Origin of the sequence: Pseudomonas sp. NKUCC02_KPG (genome assembly GCF_019345465.1) — a bacterium.
In the GTDB taxonomy this organism is placed as follows: Bacteria; Pseudomonadota; Gammaproteobacteria; order Pseudomonadales; family Pseudomonadaceae; genus Aquipseudomonas.
Genome location: NZ_JAHKRC010000006.1, coordinates 232,631 through 257,009, shown reverse-complemented (window position 1 = coordinate 257,009; position 24,379 = coordinate 232,631). Strand labels below are relative to the sequence as shown.

Here is a 24,379-nt window from a genome sequence, read left to right as displayed (position 1 = left end):
ATCATCCTTCATCGAGGTACTCAGGATGTTCTTTTCGCCAACATCTGACGGCTATCTGTTCTCCAGCAACAAACTCGACCAGTTGCTCGTTGAGGCCAATGGGAAACTTCCCACTGAAGTTGAGCGGCTGGAGGCGAATCGATTCCTCAACACTACGCCTGAGAATTTGATTGCTTACCTGATGCAACTGGCCACCGTCGAAACGAGCCGGGTGCTCGCGGGCGTGGATGCCACAACCCAGGCTCACGTAAACTTCAAACGAAAGGAGAAATATCCGCATGAAAGCGGCTTCCGCTACGTTTTCCACCAGCCTGGTGACGCGAACCGCGAGCTGATCATCACTGCTGTGGTGTTCCACGTACCCTCCTGACCACCTCTTTTGGATAAGTGATTTCTAAGCAATGAAAGCAGTGCAGTGGACAGTTTTTATCGACATGCTGGGATTCAAGAAGCTGAATACAGCAGTGACCAGCGATGAGTCGGCGCAAGAGCTCCTGGAGTTAATGGTCACCAACCGAGACCTTCTCGTCGAGTATGAAAAGGCTATGGTGCAAGGGTACCAGGACAAGAGTGGTTTTAACCCGTACGAGTGGTATGACGTCAAAAGCGCCTGCATCTCCGACTCCATCGTGGTGACGTTCAAACCGAAGGAGGTGGCCGGGGAGACCAATGCTCAGCGTGTGTTGATGCATTCGGCCAACACACTGATGCTCTTGAGCATTCGATTGGGCCTCTTGATGAATAAGTGCCTGCTGGAGAAACAGATCACTTTTCGGGGCGGCATCTCTACCGAGTACTGTGACATCAACGACAGTTTTGCCGTTGGTGCAGGCCTCAGCGCGGCGAGCGAGGCAGAAGGGAAGGCTAAGTCGGCCCGTCTCGCTTTAGCCGATGATGTGCTGCGCAACGAGGAGCTGATGAAAATGGTGCGCTGGCTCTTCAAAACCATGTATGGCGACTCAGAGTTTTTGGTGCAGGAGAAAGACGTCACCTATGTCAACACTCTCGATCTCATGTTGGCAGCTGCGGACCCCAAGTCGCCTTCTGTAGCACGCTCTTTGGGGAGCTTTGCTGGTATTGGAACGGCTGTCCGAGCGCGTAAACAGTGTGAGGAGTACCTCACCGCTCAAAAGAAGCTGGTGATCGAATCGATCCAGGAATTTTGGGCAGCCTACCGAATAAACTATTCCGACAAGAAACTCAGACATGTCTACCGAGGCGTGCTCAAGAAATACTTCTGGCTCCGCAAGTATCACAACTCCACAGCGGGAAAACGCGGGTATCTAAACTTCCTCATCTGACTGGCACAGCTCCAGCTCAACAGGGCGGCGGCAAGTTGACTGTGCCGTCGCCTAGGGCAGAGGGGCATTGATCTGCACGCGCTTTCAGCTGTGCGGTCGCAGCCGCGGTGGCCTTACAAGCCGATGAGAAATGCAGCAGCCGATGCGTTAGCGCAGTTGCACGAGCAAGACCCCAACGTGGATATTTTCCAGCTCAATGAGCAGCAAATCACAGCGGTCATCGGGTTAACGATTGGCAATGAGGTCTGCAACCGAATAGATCTGCAGCTGGGCCAGACCTTTGAAAAGCTCAAATACTCGCCGGTCGAGATCCAAGAGTTTCGTAACGACATCAAGGAATGGGTTCACGGAGAGGTGAATTGGCGGCTTTCAGCCCAGTATGAATGGTATTCCCTATCTCAATGAGGCTGATCCCCACCCGGCCCAGCAAGGTTGCTCCGATTGTGATTGGATGAGCGTCGTCAGCTATATTCAGATCGCGTAGCGCGTCCTCCAAATCTGTTTTGGAAGGCAGGTGAGCGTCGCCAAGGCGCAGCCCGTAAGCGATATGAAGCGGTGTCATCATCTGACGTGCTGCGTCCTTGTCGCAATATTTTAACAGCAGGCGCTCCAGGAGCTTCAGGCTTCCCGGTTTTTCCTTAGGGTCAACATCCACAGTCTGCTTCAGAAGCTCGATGTCGATAGAGTCCACAGTCAATCTGGAAATGTCTTTGGCCAACGCCAACACCCCATTTTTGTCTAACGCGCGGAAGCGGTGACAGTTACGCAGGATATCAGCCGAATGGTCATGGGGTTTAAACAACGGAGCCTCGAAGTGTTCGGAGAAGAGCGAGTTCAGTTTGACTATCACCATCTTGAACATCGCTTCCGGCGCGATGGTATCTGCGGGATCGCTTTGGAATTGGGATGCAACCAGTTCGCGTGAGGGGCGACCGTTTGGCGAGGTGTTGAACCCATGCCATATCTTTTGCTGCCAAAGTGGTAGCTTGACGATGTCGTAGGCGTGAGCATTGATATGGTTCTGCTCGTTTACCCCAAAATGAATATCGTAGTCCGGCGAGCACTTGACCGAGCCAGTTTCCGATGTGTACCACTCCAACGCCGAACCCTTAATCGCCAACAGGTTTGCAATTACATCTGCCTTGAACCATAGATACAGCCCGATGTCCTCATCGTTGAGCGCGCTGGCCGGCAGCTTTTCGCCAGCGGCTCCTGTCGTGTAATACAGCTCTTCCTCGGGCCGATCTCCACGAACTCGTTCGCTTTTCGCTGCGGGCTCTACCCACTCTTCACGCCAGAGGCGACCGTCTACTTGCTGATAGGTGAGCCCGGAGTGTTCGACTTCATAATGCTCGTAGTCCATATTGCTGTTGCTTTCGGCTGCGAATTCCGGTACGTCTTCTTCGGGGTCGACATCTGTGCGCCAGACTCTCATGACCGACGTGCGACCTAGTAGCCCCCCATCAGCCCTAATACTAACGGTATGCAGTTTGAAGAGCTCATTGGCCTTATGCTCCTCTACAGGAGCCCCGTGCCACGGAATATGAGAAGCATCGGTGACATATTGTTTGCGCTCCCGGTATTGCACCAGCCTGAGGGCGAGGCCGCGAGCGCACAAATAATCGCGCAAATGCTCTGCACGAATTTCAATGGCAATGACCCGGTCATCTTCATTTCTACGCTGCCGGACAACCTCTATGTACCCCTCGTTGGGGCTTACCCAAGAATCACCTTCTTGCATCAGTTGCAGTGCAAGGATCAAATCCTGGTTTATCAGCCATTCCGTATCGTGATCACTGTTGAGATGATTCAGAAGAACGAGCTCCACACCCACCGGCGGCTCTTCTTCGTCATGGAGATACTGATCTGCTGGCTTGTAGCGGCCGTTGCCAAATGCGTAGGGGCCGGGGGTATGCATCAACCCAATGGAGCCCCAACCCAGCGTTTCGCCTATCTCACGCTGATCTGCGTATACCGCCAGTGAGCCGACGCAAAGCGTTTCTTCAAATGCGCCAGGCTCTCTATCAACACCGCCTTTGTGGAGCAACTCGGATTGACGCAAGGGAATCCAGATGGCTGCTGATAGTCGACGCCGCCTGACGTCTGCCATCTGAAACCACTCTGGTGGGTAACTGGCCGGCATGACGCACTCCTTGGCGTTGATTGGTTTTACACTGGGGGGAGGCCCAGTTGGTATTCAGGCTGGTCTCAGTATAAATCATACTTTGCAGGAGGGCTGCTAAGCAGAGTTTGCCAACAGTTTTTGGGAGTGCGTGACGCGAGGCTAAAGGAAACTGGGATTAACACTCATCCATGTGGGAGGCGCTTTTGCCGTCGCAATTGACAGGTGCGCACGTAAGTGACACAGACCGGGTATTCCGACTGGTTTTACGGGCCGTGGCTATCTAGCCTGGAGGTGGTGTCAGCGTGGTACCTATAAGTCACACAATTTTTATATAGGTACCGACGACGCCTCTTTTCCTCAGTAATCTTCCAGCATTCTTACAAGCCTGTGTGACACCGAGTGACAATTGTTTCTTCTGACGCTGTGCAAAGCTTTGAAGCCATCCTTCGCTAGGATATGGAGTACAACCGAGCGCGCAATATTTGGCCAAGCGTAAACAGATTCATCGAGCGCATGCTGACTCGAAGCTTTGAACTGCAGGAGACCTACGAAGAGATCTACCAGTCGTTTGCCAATCGTCCTCGCGCACTGGTCGCATTTTTTGATGTGTTCGTTCATACGCCCGTGGCATGGGACCCGGAAAAGATCCAAGAGGCGCGGAGTGCCCGGAAGGCGCTTATAGATGTAAATGAGCAAATCGCGATGGTTGCGAATGAGCTTGCGCACCTCTTGGCACGGCGTGACGAGCTGAAGGAAAGAACCAGCTTCAGTTGCGATACTTACTACCATATCCTCGATGTCGTCGGCGATGCCTCAGAACATAATTACCTGCTCGAGTCTTATGTGAAAGCCGAGTTGAATACTCTGCAGTATCAGTATGATTTGAAGTATTGGCCATCACTCAGCTCGGCTGTCGAGGCCATCGGTTTCAATGCTGTCTGCCCGGCTAAGTTGTGGGGAAATGTGAAACACGATAATGGTCGCTCCTGTGGCTGTGGGCCAACGAGGCCCGGTTATGCGATGCGCGCCCTCAGAAGATTGAGGGGGGGCGTATCGGGCCTGATGGGTAGTGCCCAGCGCTATTCGTTATGTACCTTTCAGTCGTCAGGCTTGAAGAATTGTCCTTGTCCAGCTTCAGGCCCAACTGCGGCGCACTGGAGGGCTAGATAGATCCACTACCGGTTCCTACCAGACATGCGGCTAGGTAAAACCAAGCACTTCATAGAAACCTCCGTCGCAAAACTCATCCGATTCTGCAAGCGCCACCACTAAAGCACCTCGCCAGTCATTGGCGCCGTTCGTACGTGCGATGGAGTCGGCCGTGCGAAGCAAATACGCTCTGACTTCAGAAGCGCCGCCCAATCTGAAGTTGTCATCCAATCCAGTCTCTTGTGATTCTAGGTAATTTGTTATCTGTGCAATATATCTTTCGTTTAGCTTGAAATCGGTAAGGTGCTGCCTCAGACGATTTGTCAACTCGTTGCTCATCCCCTTACGCTTTTCAATACTGAATATGACGGATAAAGCGCCGTCTGAAATCTCAATATCTGCTACCAAAAAGTTGAAATCTGAGACGTCGTCGAGATACGCATGAATATGATATTTTTCCCTTGCAGAAGGTGGCGTTCGTGGTTTGTGGCCATTGCACTTCGAGCATGAAGGTACTAGATTCAATGCGAACACGCTGAAACATTTATAGTGTTTTTTGGGCAAATGATGATCTAGGTCGCGTATTTCGCCGAACCCACAGTAGGGGCATTTTTTTGCACCTTTCTTCAATGCTGCCCGAAGCAAGGATAGCTCACCCTTATCCGACACCTCTCCGTAAGCTGTTAACAGTAAATCTCTAGATTCATTAGACAGTAACTTTGTCTTCCACACTGGGTTGGGCTCACCCATCGCTTCTTTGTATTCATCGTAAAGTTCTAAAACTTTGAGCTTATCATCGTCGGAAATACCTGCCCCGGTGCCTTCGGGGAATAGTGCGTCCAGGTCGGAGCGAATAGACGTTAAGCTAGGTCTTTTTAAGTTCCACACTATTTCTTAGCCCTTTTCAGAAATAAGCGCTTGCTCATACTATATGATCTGGCCTGATGGCTCATTTGACCTTGTAAGAACAAGCCCTCTAGATCCTCTTGGTCATCCACTCGATCCACTAGATCGTCCAAAACCCGATGGTAATCAGTTGCCTCGGGGTTGAGCCCAAAGACTTCGGAAGTTATAAAGCCGATACTTTCCCCAAAGGTTTCGCTGCCTACGCCCTCTACAAAGGCCCAGTCACCATCACGCTTAAGTACTCTTACGTCTGCCCCCAGCGTTTCTTGAATAACAACTGGCGAATGGCTGGCTATGATGCAGAACGAATTATTGTTCTCCATGATTGCCCTTACGGCATGCATGAGGGCTGCGAGCAAAGGTGGGTGTAGATGTGTTTCGGGCTCATCAAACAATACCAGAGAGGAGGGTACTGTGACAGCGATCAAACTAGTGACGACAAGTGCGGCAATCTTATGACCGGTACTACACTTAAGAAAGGTTGAAAGGAGAATTTCTTTATCCCATTCATTCAGATCGTGATCTAATAATTCATCGAATGCTGAACCTTCGAGGAGCCCTGCGAGTAACGAATTTAGGATGGTGACCTTTGTGGGGTCGGTGATTTGGGATAGGTATAGGTAAAATTCTTCTGCGATTTTTTCAATGGATTTAAGTCGGGTGGCACCTAGCCTATCGGCATCCCCGAAAGGACCGACTTCACTTTCCGCACCTCTTGCAATCCTGGAACCTTCAGCTTTGAGGTCTCTCAGGCCAACATATGCAAACCTACCAGTACCAGAAGCCATCTCATCAAGTATTTTTCTGCGATTTCGCGTATTTGATCCCGGCAGATGAAAGCTATCAAAAGCGCTGAATGAGATAGTAACAATGCGCGGAAACCCAATTCCAGCAGGCTTTAATGTGCCGAGGGATATCATCTCTTTTCTTTCTGTGATGGTAGCGAACGCTAGTCGCGCGATGCGGGCCAGTACGGTGCTTTTTCCTGAGCCATTGGCGCCTACGAGAACAGCAATGCGAGCGGGTAGGATCGACCGCCGTCGCCGGTAAGGCCTGCGATTGATAAATTTGAAGTCCAGGCTATTCAGCCAGTTATCGAACTTGACTGAAAAGGCTAGTTCTTCCCCAGGAAGCTCCGTGTAGTCCCCGGTAACTAAGCCGTATGCGATTTTTAAATACTTGTCGTCTTTTCCGTCCCGGAATAAGGATGTGGCCCAACCTGGTTCGTTTCGAAAGATCTCTTCTAGTGCCGGATCAAAAACAACATCCCGCAGACCAGTCAATGCCTGTTTTCTTTTGAGCTTTGAAAGTTGCCCCAGCCTTTCATAGTAGTCTAAAGATTCTCCCACTGAGCAAAAGTCATCATCTAGTTCGTTGAAGCTTTCATTAACGTGCGACTTCTTGTCATCTACTTGCCCCAAACGGATAATTTTTACCGGCCCTATATGGTCAACTACGCGCTGGCCTGCTTCGTCCAATGTGACGTAAGATAGATGATATTGTGTCCTGAACCCATAGTCGTCCCAATTGTCCTGTTCGAGCACAAATGCTGGTAACCCCTCCTTAGGCCAGGCTCCTTTTTGCTTCCTAATTAAGAACTTATACCCCATGGTTCAATCCCTTACTTCACGCAGGTGAGAAATTTCAAATATTCGAGGTATACGATACCAAATTGCTATCGCTATAGGCCACTAAGGGGCTCGGCGCATTGCTGTGCAGTTCACAGCTGACGATCGTATTCGCGGGGACGGGTCGATAGCATGGGCGTCAAGCCGGATTAATTGGCTGTTTTGTGAGAATTGAATGGCCACTGATGTTAGCTCGACATGTTCGGAGGGGGGACGGCTTCGGGCTCCCTCAAGGAGCAAACTGGCTTCATAGAAGTGATTCAGTCTACGCTAAAGTAACCTTGGCCACAGTCGTGCACACTTGAGTGTGTCGTCGTTATCTTGAAGAGGAAGGATCCTGAATGATCAACGCTCATGGCGTCGACGTCGGTGCATACATCCATGGGGAACTGGTTCTGCATTTCAGCCGTATCACGTTGACTCAACGGCATTCTGCCAATCCCATAGTTTTCACCGGGCCTGGCCACGTCCACCTTGAAAAGGGACAACTTAGGTACGTTGTCTATCACGCCTGCATCAGTGATGAAGCAACGCGACACATGGCCATGAGTTTCTCAGGCCAAGCGGGTGAGCTGATCAATCAGGACTCGCTTTTCGATTTTGAGGGGCAAGATACCAGTGGAAAGGTCTGGTCGGCAGAGGGTGTTGATACCTCTGGCGGTAGCTACCGCCATGAGTTTTGCGTGGTCGAGGGATCCATAGAGCTTCTCAGCTCCGAGCACCCGCTCCGCGGGAGCCGACAGAATACGCTTCACCAGATTTATTTCGACGACCATCATTTCCCAGCACCTCGCCTCACAGTAGCGCCTGGACTGGAGTTTCTTTGCGGCGAGTCTACTGTGACCATCACAAAGGATGAGTCGGGATGCGACGTCGCGGTGCAGGACGGCCATCTGAGTGACGAGTTCGCCAGGGCGATTAGTAAGACACTAAACGTGCTGAGCGGGGTTCGCCTGCAGCTTGGTGTTACTGAAAAGATTTACGAGGGAGTGTCCACCGTCCAGCTTTATTCGAGGGATATCCAGCTAAGCAACAAACAGCTTTCTCCACCGGTTGAAATTCCCTTCAGATGCGCCTCGGACTTTTTCGGGTCGGTCTTTACCCTTCTGGTCGATTTTTTTGAGCACGACGGAGCGGTGTATTACGACAACTGGAACAAGCTGAATAGAGCTTGGCAAGCAGGCATCGAGTCCGCCGCACTCAACGTGAGCGTGTGCATCGAGGGCGTGCTCAAGACCTATTTCGAGCCGCTGGGGAAGGATAAACATTTTGCCGAGCTGGCCAATCTCGCTGTTCCTGGAGTCATGCAGCTGGAAATTGATGAACGGGTGAAAAGCCTCCTCCGCTCCTGCCTGGGCGGATCCGGTAACTTTAAGCCCAAAACCGCCCTTCACGCCCTCACGGAGGCCGGCAAAATCAGCCCTGAGGTGGGAGGAAAGTGGAACAAGCTAAGAAGCGAGACCGCCCACGCTGTCGTCGCTGGCGAAGCGCGTGAGGACTGGCAACGAATGGCAGATCTCACGTTCGCTAACATCAAACTGTTCTATGAAATCCTCTTCGCGATTATAGGTTACACGGGGGAACGGATTGACTACGAGAGCCGTGGATTCCCATCTGTTTTATCTTCGGAGCTAGATCGCAAGGCGCTCAGCGCAGAGGCAGACAGCAGCCCAAGTTGATAATTCACCGGTGGGCAAAGATCATTCAGCCCATGACTAATGACCAGTGATTTGACTATTGATGCGTTGTTGATGGCGGTTTGGAGGCGAAAACCGAAACAGGAAGTGATGGTTCACAGCGACCAGGGCAGCCAATACAGTAGCTCCGATTGGCGCAGCTTTTTGAAGGCGAACAACTTAGTTGCCAGCATGAGTCGTCGTGGCAACTGTCATGACAATGTCGTGGCCGAGAGCTTTTTTCAGCTTCTGAAGCTGGGAACGGATCAAGCGGAAAATCTACACCACACGGGAAGATGCACGTAGTGATGTGTTTGATTACATCGAGATGTTCTACAACGCGAAACGTCGTCATGGTTTCAACAATTAGCTGTCGCCGGTAGAGTTTGAAAAGCGTCATGCAATGAGCTTGCAAGGTGTCTAGAGGATCCCGGGCGATTCACTTGCTTCTATGTCTGCGCACGCTACTTTGCGGAGATGTTGCCATAAGGCTACTATCGCCAATCAGGCCCGCGATGACTTGGCGCAAGGAGGCAGTAGGCATGGTCAGAATACGAAAGCTCGAGATCCGTCACTTCCGGGCCATTCAAGCCCTAGATTGGGCACCGTCCAACGGTGTCAACTGCCTGATTGGCCCAGGAGACAGCGGTAAATCAAGCGTTCTGGATGCCATTGATTTATGCCTCGGTGCCCGACGTAGCATGTCGTTCAGCGACACCGACTTCTACAACCTGAACGTCGATGTGCCCATCACGATCTCCGTAACGCTGGGCTGCCTTCCTGATGAGATGATCAATCTGGAGGCTTATGGTGATTTTCTCCGAGGTATCAATCTCCAGACGGGGGTGGTGGAGGACGAGCCGGGGACAGGGCTTGAAACCGTTTTAACCCTGAGACTGCAGGTCACTAGCGATCTCGAACCAACGTGGACGCTTCATTCAGACCGCGCCGCTCAAGCGGGTACTGAGAGAAGCTTGGCATGGAAAGATCGATCCAGAATTGCGCCGGCGCGGATCGGCAGCTTCGCCAGCATGAACCTCTCTTGGAGCCGAAACTCGATCCTCAACCGATTGACCGAAGAGCGGCCGGAGCTGAGTGGTGCCTTGGCGGGCGCCGCAAGGCAGGCCCGGGAAAACTTCGGTGCTCAGGCCTCCGCTCAACTCCGCCATCCCCTGGATATCGTGAACCAGACATCACGAGATCTAGGCGTTCCCGTGGGCGAGGGCGCACAGGCCCTACTGGATGCCCACGCGGTCTCAATCGGCGATGGCGCCATTGCACTGCATGACAGTGCGGGCATACCGCTTCGATCCCTTGGCACAGGTTCGTCACGCTTACTGGTTGCGGGCCTTCAGCGCATGGCCGCCGACGCCGCAACCATCGCCTTGGTAGATGAGGTGGAATACGGCCTTGAGCCCCACCGCTTAGTACGATTCCTAGATTCCATGGGCGCCAAGGATCCAAAGCAACCGCTTCAAGCTTTCATCACCACACATTCCCCAGTGGCCCTGCGCGAGCTCTCAGGTGACCAGCTGTACGTCGTGCGCAAAGTGGCCGACCGACACCTGATATTTCTTGCCGGCACCAATAACGATGTACAGAGCACCCTGCGAGCTGACCCTGAGGCCTTTCTGGCGAAGCAAGTCATCGTGTGTGAAGGGGCCAGTGAAGTTGGTCTGGTTCGGGGACTCGATCAGTTCTGGAGCGCCGCCAACCATGATTCATTTCTGGCTAGGGGATGTGCCTACGTAAACGCCGGAGGAGGTACCACGGATAACATCTATAACCGGGGTTTCGCATTACTGGGCCTAGGTTATCGCGTGCTCCTTCTTGTCGACGCGGACAAGCCGCCCACGCCGGAAATCGCCCAAACTTTCTTGGCGAGGGGCGGACAAACAATTACCTGGGGGCAGAGGCGGGCCCTGGAAGATGAGTTGTTTGCCAGCCTGCCTGACTTGGCCATTGATGCGTTGATCGCAAAAGCGCTGGAAGTAAACGAACTCGAGCGAGTCGTTGGGCAGATCCAGTCGAAATCCGAAGGTCGATCAAGCCTGCAGGCTATCCAGGAGCATCGTGCTGCTGGAAATGTCTATCCTGCGCAAACCCGTGTTTTGTTGGGAGTCGCTTCGCGGATCCGCTCAAAGGGCTGGTACAAATCGGTGACGACTTACCAGGCTATTGCCAAAGACATCATTGGCCCGCACTTACCCATGGCTGAAGAAGGCTTCCAGCGAGTCATCAACGGTATCAAGGAGTGGGTGCATGCCGGCTGAGATAGATTTTTCAGCTTTCCCGCGGGGTTCCGTGACGGCACCCGCAGGCTGCGGAAAAACCCAGTTGATCGCTGACACTCTGGCTGCTCATACCGATGCCAAGCCCATACTGATTCTGACCCACACCAACGCAGGGGTAGCCGCGCTGCGCACGCGACTTCAGCGAGCGCACATCCAATCCTCGAAGTACCAGGTCACCACGCTGGACGGCTTCGCGATGAGGTTGATCAGCAGATTCCCGGCACGCAGCGGGCACGACCCTGCAATCCTTTTGCTCGAAAACCGCGCGCATGACTACCCTGCCATCCGAAATGCGGCAGGCCTTCTTTTGCAGAGCGGCCACATAAGCCCCGTGATCCGGGCGAGCTACTCACGCCTCCTGGTTGATGAGTATCAGGACTGCAATACCTCCCAGCACGTGATCGTCGCCTGGATTGCCCAGTCTATTCCTACCTACGTCCTTGGCGACCCCATGCAGGCGATTTTCGGTTTTCGCGGAAACCCATTGGTGAACTGGCAGGCTGACGTCACCCCGCATTTCCCCGCGATCGGAACCCTAAATACTCCTTGGCGTTGGCGTCGCGCCAATACCGAGCAATTGGGTCAATGGCTCCTCGAACTCCGGCGCCCCTTGGCAGCTGGAGAGGGGATCGACCTGCGCGGTGCGCCACAGGAAGTCGAGTGGATTGCGATCCGACCCGAAACCGCAGAGGCCCAGCGGCGCAATGCAGCCCTAGTGCGGATCAGGGATGGCGAGTCAGCCCTGATCATTGGAGATTCGACGAACCCCGCCAGCCGCTTCCGCCTGTCTAGCCAAACACCCGGGGCCACCGCGGTTGAAAATGTCGAACTCAGCGAACTCATTAGTTTTGCCAGATCTTTTGATCCTGCTTCCGGCCAGGCGCTGAATGAACTGGTGGATCTCGCCGCAAACGTAATGACTGGGGTAGGGGCTGCAGCTCTTATGGGGCGCGTGACAATCATCACTGGTGGTCGTAACCGCACGGAGCCGACCGCCATCGAACGTAGCGCAGTAGATTTCCAACAGGCGCCAGGCCTTGCTGCCGCAGCACATTTACTTGAGAGCTTCGGAGCCCAACCTGGTACGCATGTTTACAGGCCTGAGATCTTCCGGGCTTGCCTGAGTGCCCTACGGATGGCTGCAGCCGGCACGCACTCACTGAGAGATGCAGCCCTGCAGATACGAGAACGGAACAGGCATCTAGGGAGGCCCTTGGCCCGTCGCGCTGTGGGTAGCACACTGCTGCTCAAAGGTCTGGAATCGGATATCGTTGTGATCCTAAATCCCAGCCAGATGGATGCCAATAACCTCTATGTGGCAATGACCCGGGGAGCGAAGAAACTGGTCGTTTGTTCCGAGACGCCCATTCTTATGCCACCTAGGTAGTAGGTCGTAACTCAAAAATCCGCTGGTACGCGTTTCTGCTGGCATGTCCACCGCCTGGGCTTCTAAACGCAAAGTTCGGGTAATATCACCTGCGTTGTCAGTTCGCCATCACGAGCCATAAATGACCTAAGGAACAGCAGTGTCAGAGCAGTACACCCGCTACCCAGACGATACGCCACTGACGTTTGAAGCATTCAGCTCGAGTGACTTGGCTTCGATCTTGCGAGACATTCCGATTAATTACCAAGACATATGTAGTGCGTTAGCAAACGGCGCCCGGGCAGTAACTCGCAATGCTCGCTTCCCCGAAGCCCGCGTACTCTGGCTCCTGTCTGACCTCTGCTCCCTCATGCTTAACCCCTCGAATCCTCAGGAGCCCTTGAAGCCATTTGCGGTTTTTGAGGATAGACGCTCGCTGGACGTTTCCGATCTGGCGATCGAAGAATACGACTTTGTGAAAATCCTGATCGACTCGTTCGAGCCTGGGCTGATCAAAGCTCGTCTAGCAGAAATCCTCTGGTTGAATCCCGATCATAAGCGTGTCGACTACGCGCTAGCGGCGATAGAGGGGTACCAAGTTGTATTGCTGAACGGCGACAGCTGGTGGGGGGGCGGCAAGGAGTGCTGGGATCGCGCTATCTCGCTCGCTAGAGGCTTGGGTAAAAGCGGCAGGGTGATTCTTGTTCAGCTAACCGACTTGCTTTTCGATGCGCTAGCCCTGGAGTTCAAGTCGCTATCTGAATTGTTTCCGCACCTTGCCGATAGCGTACTGGAGCACCGCCTCGTTCACAGCCAAGCAGCAGACCTTCCTGAAAAGCTGGAAACTGCGGGTCGCGGATACGAGCGGGACGGTCAGTTGATCAGAGCGCGCCACTGCTTCGAATTGGGCGCACAAGCCTACAGTATGGCCAAAGATAGGCTGGCGTCAGCACGCATGGTGGTGGCCGAGGCCCAAACTTGGATCACGGAAGCGAGGCTCAGGGAAGGGGGCAGCGTCGCCCAGCCTCTCATCGCAATGAATCACCTGGCAAAGGCCCTCCAGATCTTCCGGAAGGTGCCCCAAGCATTCCGCGACCAGTTGGGCATCACGCAAGTATATGAGCAGCTGCGCTCACAAATTGCAGAAGCTGGAAGCCTGACTGTGCAGACGATGTACACGATCTCTACTGGGCCCATTGACATTACTAACCTGGCAACCATGGCGCTTGAAGAGACAACCGGAAAATCGGCTCTCACCGCCCTGCGGGCCTTAACCACAAAACTTCCTTTCGCTAGCTGGCAAGAGGCCAGAACGAGGGCACTTCGCACCCTGCAGGTCGGTTTGATCAGCGCATTGACGGAGTTCACCCTTGTCGATCAAAACGGACGCGTGATCGCCAAAGCACCAGGGATGTCGATGAGCACCCTGCCGACGCCGTCAGACGAGGAACGCATCTGGGCTCAGATGGTGCAAGGCCACGAACTCACTCGAAACGTTGCCGTTGAGGGGTGGATTTTTCCTGTACTCCAAGTCATTCAACGCGAGCATTGTTTCAGGGAACAAGATCTCATCAACCTAGCGAAAGTTTCGGCCCTCGTGCCGCCAGAGCGAGCACTCATGGTTGGCAAAGGGCTGTACTGGGGGATGGTCGGCGAGTTCGCCATGGCCGCGCATTTTCTCATCCCGCAACTGGAGAACATAGTTCGCCACCACATGAAGGAGGCAGGGATGAACACCTCCAATACTGACCGTAACGACATTGTGAACGAGAACGGGCTGAGTACCTTGCTCGACGTCGAAGGTGTTGAAGATGTATTTGGGCCAAATCTTCTTTTCGAGCTCAAGGCCCTGTTCTGCAGCCCGTTCGGCCCAAATCTAAGAAACGAATTCGCCCATGGGCTAATGAATGATGGCGATTTCTACTCGCCTAGTGTGGTGTACGCCTGGTGGTTCATCCTCAAGTGGGTGGCGATGCCTTACTGGCGAGCGTTGGAGCTGCATGAGGAGAGTGGCAACGTGGACACCACCGCCGCACCCAATCCGGATGAACCTGGAATGGCAACCTGAAAAGCGTTGGGGACTGGCCGATGCGTTTGCGATCGTTGGCTATTTGTAGGTACGCCAGGAGGCCGTTGCCCCGAGCTTAGCAAGTGGACACCCGTGATTGCGTAGAGTTCATTGATGATAAAAGCAGGAACATAGTGAAAAGAAAACACGAACAATCCGTTATTGACAGCTTTTCCAGATACATGGAACGAAGTGCGTCGGACTCAGGTCGGCAGGTCACCCGCTGCTCTCTGGACGGGCAAGATACTGTCCTCGGCGCAGACTACATCTTCACCAACCATACCAAAATACTTATGGTTGAGTTCAAATACGAAAAGTCGGATATAGAACATGAAGCTAAGAAGCCAAGGCGACTTAAGCTCTGTCGAATACTCGATGCAGAAGATATCAGGAGAAAATTGAGCTTGCAATGTCACTACGTAGCTTGGTCTGAAGTAATTGAGATCGATTTGGCTAAGAAACGAGGAGTGAATTTCAACGCTTATTACGCCGAAGTTTGCAATCAAGCCATTTTCGGCAAAAGTTCCGGTTTGATGAGAGAGCGTGCGCATGATGGCTTGATGCTCAAGGCGCAGCACTTAGTGGAGGATTTTCTTTCGGGAGGCCTAGGAACGGACTTTGTGAACTTTGAACGTTACACCGATTGGCTGATGAGTCTGGAGGGAAGTGGCGAGGCGGGGATCGAGCTGATTGTTGACCACCCCGACCGGGGAGAATTACTCTTGATGGAGTTCTCCTCGGTAGGCGATCTCAAAACATGGCTGGATTCGACCAACTATGAGCCCCCCAAACTCACGCCAAAGTCCAAGTCAGGCGGGTTTAGCGGGCCTAGGATGGGCTAACTAATCGGCAGCCGAAGGCGTCGTCAGGCCTTGAGATCGTCGGGGTAATCGGCTGTAAGCCGGGATGGTCTCGATCACCCACTTTGGTCTGGCACTGCCGGAAACGCCATTCGGCGGTATTAAGGACAGTGGTCACGGCAGCGAGGGTGGGATTGAAGGCCTGGATGGCTATCTTACGACCAAGTTCATCAGCTAGGTGGGTGTCTGAAATAGATCAAAGTTCCCCGGGGACGGGGTGCATGGCGCAAAATGGGGAGTCGGTTGATCCCTGGTCTTACAGCGTTGTCGCAAGGCAACCTCGAGGCCGCCCGGTCCACGAATGCCGGACGGTCCTAGGTGCTCGCGCAATGCGGGCCGAAGCCAGAAATGGTGACGTGGTGACGTGGTGACTGGATCTGCTGTACCGGGGCGATTCAGCAAGGCCTTTTGTAAGGTGAAGCGCCGCTAGAAGACGGATTCTTTCTGGAGATATCTTGGGGAAGCTAGTTCCGACGCTTAGCATCTCCTAAGCTATTAGCCTAATGGTTTCTCGGCCTTCGTCGTATTCCATATGACGTTCTCAATCCTGCTGTGTTGGCAGGAATAGTGGCAGTATGCCATGATGCGCCAGTGTGAAAGAGTAGGCAAGGTACTCAAAGAAATTGACGCCATGCATAGGCCAATCCCAAACGAATTTCGTCCGATCGACTCACTAGACTGCTTCCGGATTACCTTTCCCAGATTCCTCTCGATCGCCCAAGCAACCTGGCGGCCCGCTTCGACGAACTCTTGCAGCCCCTGTAAGGGACAAAAGCTACTGCCGCATCTCCAAGTACTACACGCTGATTGGCCAGAGCTGCAAGTGTCATGGTCGTGACTCTCAAAGCTTACAGAAGCGCTGCAGGCTCACTGGTCAGTACTATCAAGCCGTTACTCTCACGTAGAAGATGTACGTGTGATGAGCATTGATCTTACAAAACGTCGGGGAGAGCAGATGGTCGAGCCCAAGCCCAAGCCCAAGAAGACAGCGCGGCCTAAAAAGGCCGCGACCGCCAATAGCGCGAAGATACTGCAGACGCGGAAGACTCTATCGTAGGTGGTCCGCGCCGAGAGATGGTTCTGTGCCAGTCGATCCCCGCTTTCGTCACGAAGCGCGTTTACTCTTAGCCCGTGTCACTGATGAAGGATGAATCGGCTGGGATACGCATCAATGACTCCTGCGGGCGAGAGTTCTCTTACAAGCCCCAAGAACCGAGCGCGCCCCAGTCCCTCATTGCGGAACGGGTAAAAATTATATGACGTTGTCAGATTCAAGCGCGTACTTGTCTCGGTTATGTCGGAGATCGTTGAGGCAGAGATAAGCACCCCGTCAAGGCAGCTCTTCTCTCTGATCCTGTCAAAAGCGGCGAAGTTTTCCAGGAAGAAACTCTTGGTCTCGCGCGACAAGATATCGAGAGCGACCTTTGGACTTTGGGAAGTTAGTATGTGGTCGCCAGGCAGGAGGTCGTCAATATTCAAGGCAATGACGCCAGGGTAGCCTGATTTTCTGATCTGCTTGGCGCCGTCCCGCAGTCTAGAAAACAGGCTTTTGAGCTCATAGATTTTCTTGCAGGCAATCGCGTACGAACCCATTTGGAGTTCAACAACGATATCTGGTGGATCCACAAGTTCTGCACTGATCTGCTTTCGCAGAAGGGTCGTCAGCAAGCTGAGTTCCCAGAGGGCATCCTTGCCCTGTGACTTGAGGCGGTGGGATAGATTTATGTCGCTACCTGCGATGCGCTGCAGCGCTTCCTCAACCCCGGGTGCGTCAATCAGATCAGTGACAATCCTGGCAATTTTCTCTGCATAAACGGAGTTTATGCCGGTAACGAGACTTGGGGATCTGCTTGTGTCGCGCCAATCCCTATCTAACTTTCGAGCATCGGCAAACAGCTTGTGCAGGACGCTTTGGGGGGTGAACCGGATACCTCTCTCAAGAATAGCGCGTTCCGCCACATCCACTAGCTGGGCGACTTCTGAGTAGGTCGAGCTTTTGAAATCAAAATTACCATCGACCTTATCCATTCAGTGAGCCTTAATTCTGTTCGCCGTTGGCGAGGATTATCTAGATTTCCATTGCAGCGATCAATTTCTGAGGCCTTGCCTCTGCTGGAACCTGAAGCTTCAGTCATCGGACTCGGGGACAGTCCTATCAGGGCTTGGGAGCGCTTCAAGTAAATTTTTTGATCACAACTCATGCCATTTCCTTCTAAATCTACAGTGATTGCAGCGTTCAAAATATTGCCTAGAAGGGTCTTCAGCAGCCAAATGCTGAATCGCCTCGGTGCTTCGATTTGAATCGCCCCGAATTTCGTAGGCACTCCTGGTGGTTCGCTTTTGGCCGTTAGCACCCGTTCGTGACAGGCTGCTATCGGCTGACTCTATTGAAAACATTCGGCTTTTCCAGACCTCCCCCAGACAGATCACTCAAACTCCTTCTTATACGCTGCTACGAGAAATCGACCCAAGGTGTGAACCGTCTGGTCAATCGGGCGGGCTGATGTCCTCAGGCCTGCAAGGGGTAAATCAAGTGCACAGTGAGATCACGACCCTGCCGATGTTACCTTGCTCTACTTCCAGTCCAGGGTCACATGAGTTGGTGTAAACCGGGCCGTCTTTTACACTAAATCGGTAGTGATGAATCGAGCCCTTAGACTTCGGAACATATGCTATTTCTATGAGCTGCTCCATTAGCCACCTCTCTTTGCCATTCATGGCAGGCGGTGTAGCAAGGAGAATTGACTCGATTGCCACACTAGCTGACTTGGATAAGCTCAGATCCTCCAGCGTTTGAACGTCGGAAACCATGAGCATGTGTCGTGATGTGGAATCGGCACCGCATTTGAGGGCCGTGACATAAAACCAAGGCAACGGGATGATCTGCTCAACGCACGACCACAGCTGGAGATCCGGCTCCAACTGGGAAGAAAAGATCATTACGTCTCGCCGATAGGTTCTAAACATAAAAATCTCCAAAATGAACACTATAGATTGTAGCCCTATAGAGTGCATAAAAGGCCTTATCTTTCCATTTGCGAGTAAAGCAAATGGAAGTCAAACAAGCGTTCGGGTTAGCGCTTCGCGCCTTGCGTATCAGCAGAGGATTAACACAGGAGGATTTTGCTTTAGTCAGCAGCCGTACATTCTTGAGCTCGCTGGAGAGAGGCATCAAAGGTGCGACCATAGAGAAGGTCGACGAGCTGGCGGGCACAATTGGGGTGCATCCGGTATCCGTCATCGTTGCCTGCTACCTCAAGAAAGACCCAGACATTAAGCTGGAAGATCTCCTTGAGCAGGTCCGCAGCGATCTCAGGTAGTACGCAACTCGCATGTGGGGCTTTGACTTACTGAGGCCGGTGCGCCGTGCCGAGGTCTTCGACGTGATCGAGTTGCAGATCTCATGGTCCGCGTTACGGGGAAGCGGCTGTACGGCAAGTGCTATAAAGCAGCCAGTCCGGAATTGGAAGATTTTTCCTCACCTCCAGTGGTGCCCATAGCTGTCTGACACATTCAAATACTCGGTCGAACCTGGATGGCCTGGTCAGTCAAGCCCGTGCAGAGCAAACATGAGTAATCATCTGCTCATCGTTTTCGTAACGGCTCCATTACGTCTTCGACATCCAACCCTTTCAATAGGCACCGATGCAAAATCACGGACAGCGCTTCGTAGAGCCTATCGCGCTGTGTAATCAAGGCGGCATTTTCCGCCTGTAGATGAGCAATGCGCTCTTCGAAGCTTCTTCGCCGGCGGGCACCGTCTGGATCTCTTCCGCTTTCCTTCAGTTGTGCGATACGGGCGGACTCGATCCGCCGACCACGATCTCCCACTAAAGTCGCGCGGCTCGTCAGGCCCAATCTACGCTGCACTTCGGGGCGCGAAATAGGCGCGAGCTCCAATCCTAAGCTAACCATTTGGGCGAGGAGGGCGTCGATCGCCTCGTCCAACGTGCCGCCCCTCAAGATCTGTCGTTGCGCCATAGTCGCCTCTAATCGTCTGAAACCGAACTGTGTCGTTTGTCCGTGTCCGCAACCGTCATTGGATGCCCATTTGGAAACACGCGTTGCACACCTGCATTGGTGTCGCGTGCGAGGACGGATTTTAAATTGTTGAGTTTGTCCTCCTGGTCCGCCAGCCACACATCGCTACCTGCCTCTCCGGCGCCGGCATAGCGCATGATGGTAATTGCGGTAGTCAAATTCTCGGCTTGTCTCTCAAGGTTGGCGCGCTCGGATGGAGTGCCCATCAGATGGAGATGCGAGCAGCCGTTCCAGCACTGAAGATGTTTAGGGCAGGGCGCTTGGGAGAAATCGTGAATGCAACCTCCGAAGGGTGTCACATGCAGCGCCGTGGCGTGTACGGCAAGGAATGCTTCTGCTGTGGACGTGCCTTTATCTGACAGCAAAGCATGGTAACTGTCGGTCAAAGCGCCCTGAATGCGCTTATCTCTTATGCCCGTATGTAGAAAGTCGATACGCTCGTGATGGCTATTGAACGCCAAGAACTCTTGATGGGCTGCGGTGTTTTCTTCAATGCTTGTGTGCTGGTAATAGACATTCTGGTCGAGACGTTTTCGCCCCAGGGCCAGCGCTTGCTGAACATCGCTCATACCGGTCAAGTGGTAAATGGTGTTCCGCCAGTGTCGAGGTTGGTGGCTTGTTAGCCGAATCGGCGTGCCGTCGGATTCGGTTAATGAACGACGCGAAAAAATAGAAGCATATTTTTCATCGTTACCTAACGCGTGATTGATATCCACAATGGTTACCCGACGGGGGACTGCACGAAACACATTTGCCTCGCGCCCACCGAAACGAAATTGTCCGTCGAAAGCGATCGCAAGGGTTTCGCTGGTTCTAAGCAGGATTCGCGCCTCCCCCCCGACATTTTCTATTAGTGCAGCATGCCCATGGAGCTTCGGGACGATCAGCTTTTCAATCTCACCCGCCACGTAGCGCCGTTTTAACGACTTTCCTCGTTTCTCACCTGACTCCTCGTCGAAGGGATGGACGCCATTGCGCGTGAGGAAAATATAAAGGTTTCTGCTTGCACTCCTTGCTTCGCTAAAACCTAGCCAACCCAAGACCATTGCATCGGAGATTATCGACTGAGGAGGGTATCTCCAAATACGTCCTGGATGCAGTTCTTGCCAAGCGGCAATCTCTCGCTGCTCTTCTGTTAGCGTTATTAATCGCTCTACCGCGCGCCTAGCTAAAGGAACATCGCTTTCGGCCAACCAATGAACACGGGACTGAAATTGCTTTTCCGCAAAGTACCTAATCCCACATTCGACCAGAGGCTTACCATTGGCATCTACAACTATTTCTCCTGCGGTCCCTTTTATCGGCCTTTCGACCCAGCAATCATAGGGAATTACTGCTACTTCATTACCTCGTTGCCCAGTCGCGATCAATAAATCAATCACGCGCAGCAAAATTTCCTCGCCCTCACTGAGCGGGTTGTTCGAGCAGAGGGCATACGCCTCCATCGCCTCACGAGAAGGCAACCTGTCATCGGATTTACGCTGTTTTACCGCACGATCAGGATCGTGCAATGAAATGTAGTCGTGGCGACGGTTTTCTGGTTTTGCATCATGCTCAAAGTGGATGGCGATCTCAGTTAATTGCAGTTTATCAATCGTTTCCGCTATTACCTGAAGATGAGAGATCGCGTCGTAAAGGTTCTTGTAGCCACTCTCGCGGAGAAATCCTACGACGCGGTCAAAATCGCCCCGCACCAACTGTATAGGGTCGGATACGCCACGTTCAAATAAGGGGTTGTACAGCCGCCGGACGGCAATATTGTATGCCGCGACCATCGAAAATTTCAGGCCCCGGGTGCGCTGCAGATATACGATTAATGCCTTGCAAAAATCCTGGAAATCCAAGGGTAGGGCAGCTTTAGGAGGAACCGAATAGCCATACTTTTCAAGAGATTGTCGGTGTGTTTCAAAGGTTATGGTCTGTTGCTTTAGCCGTTGAGGCAACCAGCGCTCGACCGACCACAGCGTTGACCCCCACGACGTTGTAATCGGTAATGACTGAAAAATCGCTTGTTCCTGGTTAATGAAGCTTTCCAGACTCTGCCTTGCCCTAGACGGCGTCATCTTCGGTATCCTCCGTGTGCTGCCGGCAGCGCTCGATCGTAGCGCTTACTGCCAGGATGGTTGTCTGATGCTGGGCGAGGGGCCGGTTGTGAATGAGATCTCCGGCTTGTTCTGCAATGTCTATGAACCGTTGGGCTTCTCGTTGCAGCGCCTCTTTCACCTGCTCATGACGGCCGTCAGCAAAGGGGTGAAACTTCTTGCAGGTGTAGCAGGCATAGACGGGATTGTAGGGGCAGTGCGTATGAACCGGGAGGGCGCATGCACCGATGTCCCCGATGTACTGTGTGTCGATCACGCCCCGTATCGCTCTTTCGGCAGCAGTATCGCGGCGTTGTACGACATCCCCGGTCAAAAGACTGCGCATAATGCGTTGATAGGCGGGACTCTTGCCGAGTGCTTTCTCTTTGATCCGGGCAATGTTGGGGGTTGCCGTGACGTAAGCACGAGCCGCAACTGTGCTGTTGTGGCCAAGCAGTTCGGCAATCATGTCTGCCGGAGTTCCCTGGTCCGCCAAACCTTGCCCGAGGTGATGACGCAGCAACATGGTTACCTGGTTCGGCTTGTCTACTCCTGCTTCACACAGCTCGTGTTTGAGGCCCACACCGATTTCGGTAACAGACATGCGTCTTCCGTTAGGACTTACAAACAATGGTTCGCAGTCGCAGCCAAAGCGGCGTCGCATTTCCGAAATATGCTGCGAGATTTTCTCCCCCAGCCGGGTGGTTATTTTGCGGGGCCGTCGCTCAGGTCTACGTTGACCGACCTTTTTGGCCATGGGTAGCCAGAGGGTGTAGTACCTTTGATGATCAGCGCTTTCGATAAGCTCAAAATCCGCAATGTCAAGCGAGTGGAATTGAATTGAACGCGGGCCTAATTCGAAACTTAAGTGGAGCATCATGTTGAGCTGAGCTTCACTCCAGTCTTTGGTCTGGATATCGCGCTCAATTCGCCGCAGTAGCCGGATCTCTTCGTCAAGGGCTAAACCGGACTGGGATAGAAAGATACGTTCGTACGGATCAACACGGCTCGTCTTGATTTCTTTAAGTGCTAGATATGTTTCTTTGTCAAAGCCCAATATTCCTCGATTAAGGGCCCAGCGATAAAACGTTCTAAAAAAAATAGTGCTATCGCGAAATTTCGACCAAGTACTTATGGTCGTGACTACCTCTTGTCGCGTCCAGGGAAACTTAGCTGAAATATCGCTCTCAGATAGTCGCCCGAACACCCCGGATGCTTTGAATGCCGTTACCGGTGCGTACTTCTCCAGTGCATAGGCCACAAACGCTTTGGCGATTTGCATGAGGTTAGGATTCAGGTGGAGCGCAGCCCAATCTATTTTCATAGCCGTTCCGCCGTCATACCACGTCCAAACGCTCAATCTAGTATCGACGTACTTTGGCTGGTCATTAGTGCGAGTTCGAATCGCAACCTGAGCCGGGCCCTCGAACACGTAGGCCGGAAAAGAGGAGGAGGGTGAAGCGTGTTCTTGATCGGCTGATTTGGTCACGGCGAACCTCCTTAACTGTCAAGTCGGCTCCAGGCTGCCGAGGCACGCTGGGCGTTGTGGAGGTTGGCCGACTCGGCTAGATAACGACTTGCATAACGGCGTGGCATCGTCGAAGTGTCAGACCAACCGCAGACACGTCGGAGTTCGTCCGTAGCCCGCTCGAGGTCATACCCACGCTTCTTGACCAGGTAAGCCAAAAACTGGTCGGCAAAGGTGTGGCGAAAGTCATGCGCAGAAAGTGTAGGCAACAACCCTGGATGAGCCAGTTCAATGGTCAGAAACAGCCGATCAAGGACGTTCGACAACGCGCGGATCGACAGCGGTCGACCTCGGTCAGAGATGAACAAATAGCGGTACAGCAATTTCATCGGTTTGCCATCACGCAGGGGGCGTCGCTCGCCTTGGATATAACGCTCGTAGACCTCATACAACTGCGCTGAGATACCTACGGTCCGTCCGTGCGTTTTCAGCGCGGGCTCTTCAGCACGAGGGTCTCCGGGATCATGTTCGCGATCATTGATGCTGACATAGGCATGCTGAGATCCGTGATTGATGTCCGTGGTGTAGAGCTTCAGAAGCTCTCCGCGGCGGATACCGGTCTCCAGCAGCAATTCAATCATTAGCCAATTGCGCAACTGCAGTCGTTCCGGAAACGGATTCTCTGCGTCGCCCGGGCGAATCAGTGTGCGAATGATCTGGAGTTGAGTACCCGTCAGGCTTCGGTAACGAGTGCGGTCTGGCCGGGCATTGATGATATGGCTCTCAAAGCGACGCTCAATGACGTCGGCGACATCTGCAAATACCGATTCGATGTTAGCCAGGGTGGTTGAGTTCAGACGGGCGCGCGGAATGTAACGGGTGACGCACCAGGACAGGTACTGCTTCAGCAACCGCAGGTACTGGTCACGGGTACGCGGATCGATCTGCGGAAAAGGTGCCGTTTCAGCTTTGCCGATTCGGGCGACCAAGTTGTCGGCTTGACGGCCGCTTTGGAGCCAGATGGCGTAACCGTCCAACAAAGCCAAAATCGCCTCGAAGTGGCAGGCCAAGATGGCGTTATCAATGTTGAGGTCACGGCTTTGGGCATAGATATAGAAAGCCTGGATCGCGCGCAGATGTGCCGCAGCAGTGCTGTAAGCGCGAGACCTTAGCTTGAGTTGAACGTAGATGAACGGGACAAGTATGGGTAACGGCGCCGCATCTCCAGTCTGCACGAGCAGCGGCACACGTTGACCTGAAGATAAACGGCATTGAATCAGCTTCATCGGCAGCCACCTTATTCCATGTCTCGCCATGAACACGAAGGACATGGCCCGTTGAGAGATTGGACGTCAGAAGCGAGTTTGTCGAATCAGTACCTTATGAACCTCATGAACATTTCTAACATAGCATCTG

General features: G+C 53.1%; 18 protein-coding genes and 2 pseudogenes. 11 read left to right on the top strand and 9 right to left on the bottom strand.

What is annotated here, in order from left to right; translation table 11 throughout:
• Nucleotides 1-25 precede the first annotated feature (25 nt).
• Together KO536_RS10720 and KO536_RS10715 are read left to right on the top strand one after the other, a co-directional pair.
• Entirely contained in the window at nucleotides 26-370 is a 345-nt protein-coding gene (locus KO536_RS10720) for a hypothetical protein (protein WP_219261900.1), read from the top strand.
• Nucleotides 371-401: 31 nt separating this feature from the next.
• Entirely contained in the window at nucleotides 402-1,301 is a 900-nt protein-coding gene (locus tag KO536_RS10715; RefSeq protein ID WP_219261899.1) for a hypothetical protein, read from the top strand.
• A 331-nt stretch (nucleotides 1,302-1,632) separates the two neighbouring features.
• Here the strand turns inward: KO536_RS10715 and KO536_RS10710 are convergent, their stop codons facing one another.
• Nucleotides 1,633-3,444, bottom strand: coding sequence for a hypothetical protein (locus tag KO536_RS10710; protein WP_219261898.1), 1,812 nt, complete (start codon nucleotides 3,442-3,444; stop codon nucleotides 1,633-1,635).
• A gap of 495 nt (nucleotides 3,445-3,939) precedes the next feature.
• Between KO536_RS10710 and KO536_RS10705 the strand changes: the two genes are divergently transcribed.
• On the top strand, nucleotides 3,940-4,596 hold the full coding sequence (locus tag KO536_RS10705) for a hypothetical protein (protein WP_219261897.1): 657 nt from the start codon (nucleotides 3,940-3,942) through the stop codon (nucleotides 4,594-4,596).
• A 30-nt stretch (nucleotides 4,597-4,626) separates the two neighbouring features.
• Here the strand turns inward: KO536_RS10705 and KO536_RS10700 are convergent, their stop codons facing one another.
• Both KO536_RS10700 and KO536_RS24290 read right to left on the bottom strand, forming a co-directional pair.
• A complete protein-coding gene (locus tag KO536_RS10700; RefSeq protein WP_219261896.1) occupies nucleotides 4,627-5,463 on the bottom strand; it encodes an HNH endonuclease signature motif containing protein in 837 nt (278 codons plus the stop codon).
• Complete coding sequence (locus KO536_RS24290) at nucleotides 5,463-7,091, bottom strand: ATP-binding protein (RefSeq protein WP_257622880.1); 1,629 nt, start codon at nucleotides 7,089-7,091, stop codon at nucleotides 5,463-5,465. Before KO536_RS24290 ends, KO536_RS10700 begins: the two co-directional genes overlap by 1 nt.
• 359 nt (nucleotides 7,092-7,450) lie before the next feature.
• Between KO536_RS24290 and KO536_RS10690 the strand changes: the two genes are divergently transcribed.
• The 7 genes and pseudogenes from KO536_RS10690 to KO536_RS10660 all read left to right on the top strand — a co-directional run.
• Nucleotides 7,451-8,788 (top strand): hypothetical protein, encoded by a 1,338-nt coding sequence (locus tag KO536_RS10690; protein WP_219261895.1) that lies wholly within the window; start codon nucleotides 7,451-7,453, stop codon nucleotides 8,786-8,788.
• Between the two features lie 39 nt (nucleotides 8,789-8,827).
• A pseudogene (locus tag KO536_RS10685) lies at nucleotides 8,828-9,155 on the top strand (DDE-type integrase/transposase/recombinase); the annotation flags it as partial.
• A gap of 172 nt (nucleotides 9,156-9,327) precedes the next feature.
• A complete protein-coding gene (locus KO536_RS10680) occupies nucleotides 9,328-11,058 on the top strand; it encodes an ATP-dependent endonuclease (RefSeq protein WP_219261894.1) in 1,731 nt (576 codons plus the stop codon).
• Nucleotides 11,048-12,466, top strand: a complete 1,419-nt coding sequence (locus KO536_RS10675; RefSeq protein WP_219261893.1) for a UvrD-helicase domain-containing protein — start codon at nucleotides 11,048-11,050, stop codon at nucleotides 12,464-12,466. The genes KO536_RS10680 and KO536_RS10675 overlap by 11 nt, the downstream gene beginning before the upstream one ends.
• A gap of 379 nt (nucleotides 12,467-12,845) precedes the next feature.
• Nucleotides 12,846-14,513: a DUF4209 domain-containing protein gene (locus KO536_RS10670; RefSeq protein WP_219261892.1), complete on the top strand. Its 1,668-nt coding sequence runs from the start codon at nucleotides 12,846-12,848 to the stop codon at nucleotides 14,511-14,513.
• An 83-nt stretch (nucleotides 14,514-14,596) separates the two neighbouring features.
• Nucleotides 14,597-15,355 (top strand): hypothetical protein, encoded by a 759-nt coding sequence (locus KO536_RS10665; RefSeq protein WP_219261891.1) that lies wholly within the window; start codon nucleotides 14,597-14,599, stop codon nucleotides 15,353-15,355.
• A gap of 58 nt (nucleotides 15,356-15,413) precedes the next feature.
• A pseudogene (locus KO536_RS10660) lies at nucleotides 15,414-15,551 on the top strand (aldehyde dehydrogenase family protein); the annotation flags it as partial.
• A gap of 956 nt (nucleotides 15,552-16,507) precedes the next feature.
• On the opposite strand, the gene KO536_RS10655 reads toward KO536_RS10660, so the two are convergent.
• Entirely contained in the window at nucleotides 16,508-17,401 is an 894-nt protein-coding gene (locus tag KO536_RS10655; RefSeq protein WP_219261890.1) for a hypothetical protein, read from the bottom strand.
• A gap of 501 nt (nucleotides 17,402-17,902) precedes the next feature.
• A complete protein-coding gene (locus tag KO536_RS10650; RefSeq protein WP_219261889.1) occupies nucleotides 17,903-18,340 on the bottom strand; it encodes a hypothetical protein in 438 nt (145 codons plus the stop codon).
• Nucleotides 18,341-18,423: 83 nt separating this feature from the next.
• On the opposite strand from KO536_RS10650, the gene KO536_RS10645 reads away from it, so the two are divergent.
• A complete protein-coding gene (locus KO536_RS10645; RefSeq protein ID WP_110750062.1) occupies nucleotides 18,424-18,693 on the top strand; it encodes a helix-turn-helix domain-containing protein in 270 nt (89 codons plus the stop codon).
• Between the two features lie 265 nt (nucleotides 18,694-18,958).
• Here the strand turns inward: KO536_RS10645 and KO536_RS10640 are convergent, their stop codons facing one another.
• From KO536_RS10640 to KO536_RS10625, 4 genes are read right to left on the bottom strand one after another with little or no spacing between them, the layout of a single operon-like run.
• Complete coding sequence (locus KO536_RS10640; RefSeq protein ID WP_219261888.1) at nucleotides 18,959-19,354, bottom strand: hypothetical protein; 396 nt, start codon at nucleotides 19,352-19,354, stop codon at nucleotides 18,959-18,961.
• A gap of 8 nt (nucleotides 19,355-19,362) precedes the next feature.
• Nucleotides 19,363-21,477 (bottom strand): hypothetical protein, encoded by a 2,115-nt coding sequence (locus KO536_RS10635; protein ID WP_219261887.1) that lies wholly within the window; start codon nucleotides 21,475-21,477, stop codon nucleotides 19,363-19,365.
• Nucleotides 21,464-22,984, bottom strand: coding sequence for a site-specific recombinase (locus tag KO536_RS10630; protein WP_219261886.1), 1,521 nt, complete (start codon nucleotides 22,982-22,984; stop codon nucleotides 21,464-21,466). Before KO536_RS10630 ends, KO536_RS10635 begins: the two co-directional genes overlap by 14 nt.
• 11 nt (nucleotides 22,985-22,995) lie before the next feature.
• The gene (locus KO536_RS10625) at nucleotides 22,996-24,249 is read right to left on the bottom strand and encodes a site-specific integrase (RefSeq protein ID WP_219261885.1); all 1,254 of its coding nucleotides are present in this window, start codon (nucleotides 24,247-24,249) and stop codon (nucleotides 22,996-22,998) included.
• Between the last annotated feature and the right edge of the window lie 130 nt (nucleotides 24,250-24,379).

What these genes read in the sequence shown, in the direction of transcription:
- KO536_RS10720 (WP_219261900.1), top strand. Translation starts at nt 26, where the DNA reads ATGTTCTTTTCGCCAACATCTGACGGCTATCTGTTCTCCAGCAACAAA.
- KO536_RS10690 (WP_219261895.1), top strand. Translation starts at nt 7,451, where the DNA reads ATGATCAACGCTCATGGCGTCGACGTCGGTGCATACATCCATGGGGAA.
- KO536_RS10680 (WP_219261894.1), top strand. Translation starts at nt 9,328, where the DNA reads ATGGTCAGAATACGAAAGCTCGAGATCCGTCACTTCCGGGCCATTCAA.
- KO536_RS10640 (WP_219261888.1), bottom strand. Translation starts at nt 19,354, where the DNA reads ATGGCGCAACGACAGATCTTGAGGGGCGGCACGTTGGACGAGGCGATC.
- KO536_RS24290 (WP_257622880.1), bottom strand. Translation starts at nt 7,091, where the DNA reads ATGGGGTATAAGTTCTTAATTAGGAAGCAAAAAGGAGCCTGGCCTAAG.
- KO536_RS10645 (WP_110750062.1), top strand. Translation starts at nt 18,424, where the DNA reads ATGGAAGTCAAACAAGCGTTCGGGTTAGCGCTTCGCGCCTTGCGTATC.
- KO536_RS10710 (WP_219261898.1), bottom strand. Translation starts at nt 3,444, where the DNA reads ATGCCGGCCAGTTACCCACCAGAGTGGTTTCAGATGGCAGACGTCAGG.
- KO536_RS10635 (WP_219261887.1), bottom strand. Translation starts at nt 21,477, where the DNA reads ATGACGCCGTCTAGGGCAAGGCAGAGTCTGGAAAGCTTCATTAACCAG.
- KO536_RS10655 (WP_219261890.1), bottom strand. Translation starts at nt 17,401, where the DNA reads ATGGATAAGGTCGATGGTAATTTTGATTTCAAAAGCTCGACCTACTCA.
- KO536_RS10705 (WP_219261897.1), top strand. Translation starts at nt 3,940, where the DNA reads ATGCTGACTCGAAGCTTTGAACTGCAGGAGACCTACGAAGAGATCTAC.
- KO536_RS10715 (WP_219261899.1), top strand. Translation starts at nt 402, where the DNA reads ATGAAAGCAGTGCAGTGGACAGTTTTTATCGACATGCTGGGATTCAAG.
- KO536_RS10625 (WP_219261885.1), bottom strand. Translation starts at nt 24,249, where the DNA reads ATGAAGCTGATTCAATGCCGTTTATCTTCAGGTCAACGTGTGCCGCTG.
- KO536_RS10650 (WP_219261889.1), bottom strand. Translation starts at nt 18,340, where the DNA reads ATGTTTAGAACCTATCGGCGAGACGTAATGATCTTTTCTTCCCAGTTG.
- KO536_RS10675 (WP_219261893.1), top strand. Translation starts at nt 11,048, where the DNA reads ATGCCGGCTGAGATAGATTTTTCAGCTTTCCCGCGGGGTTCCGTGACG.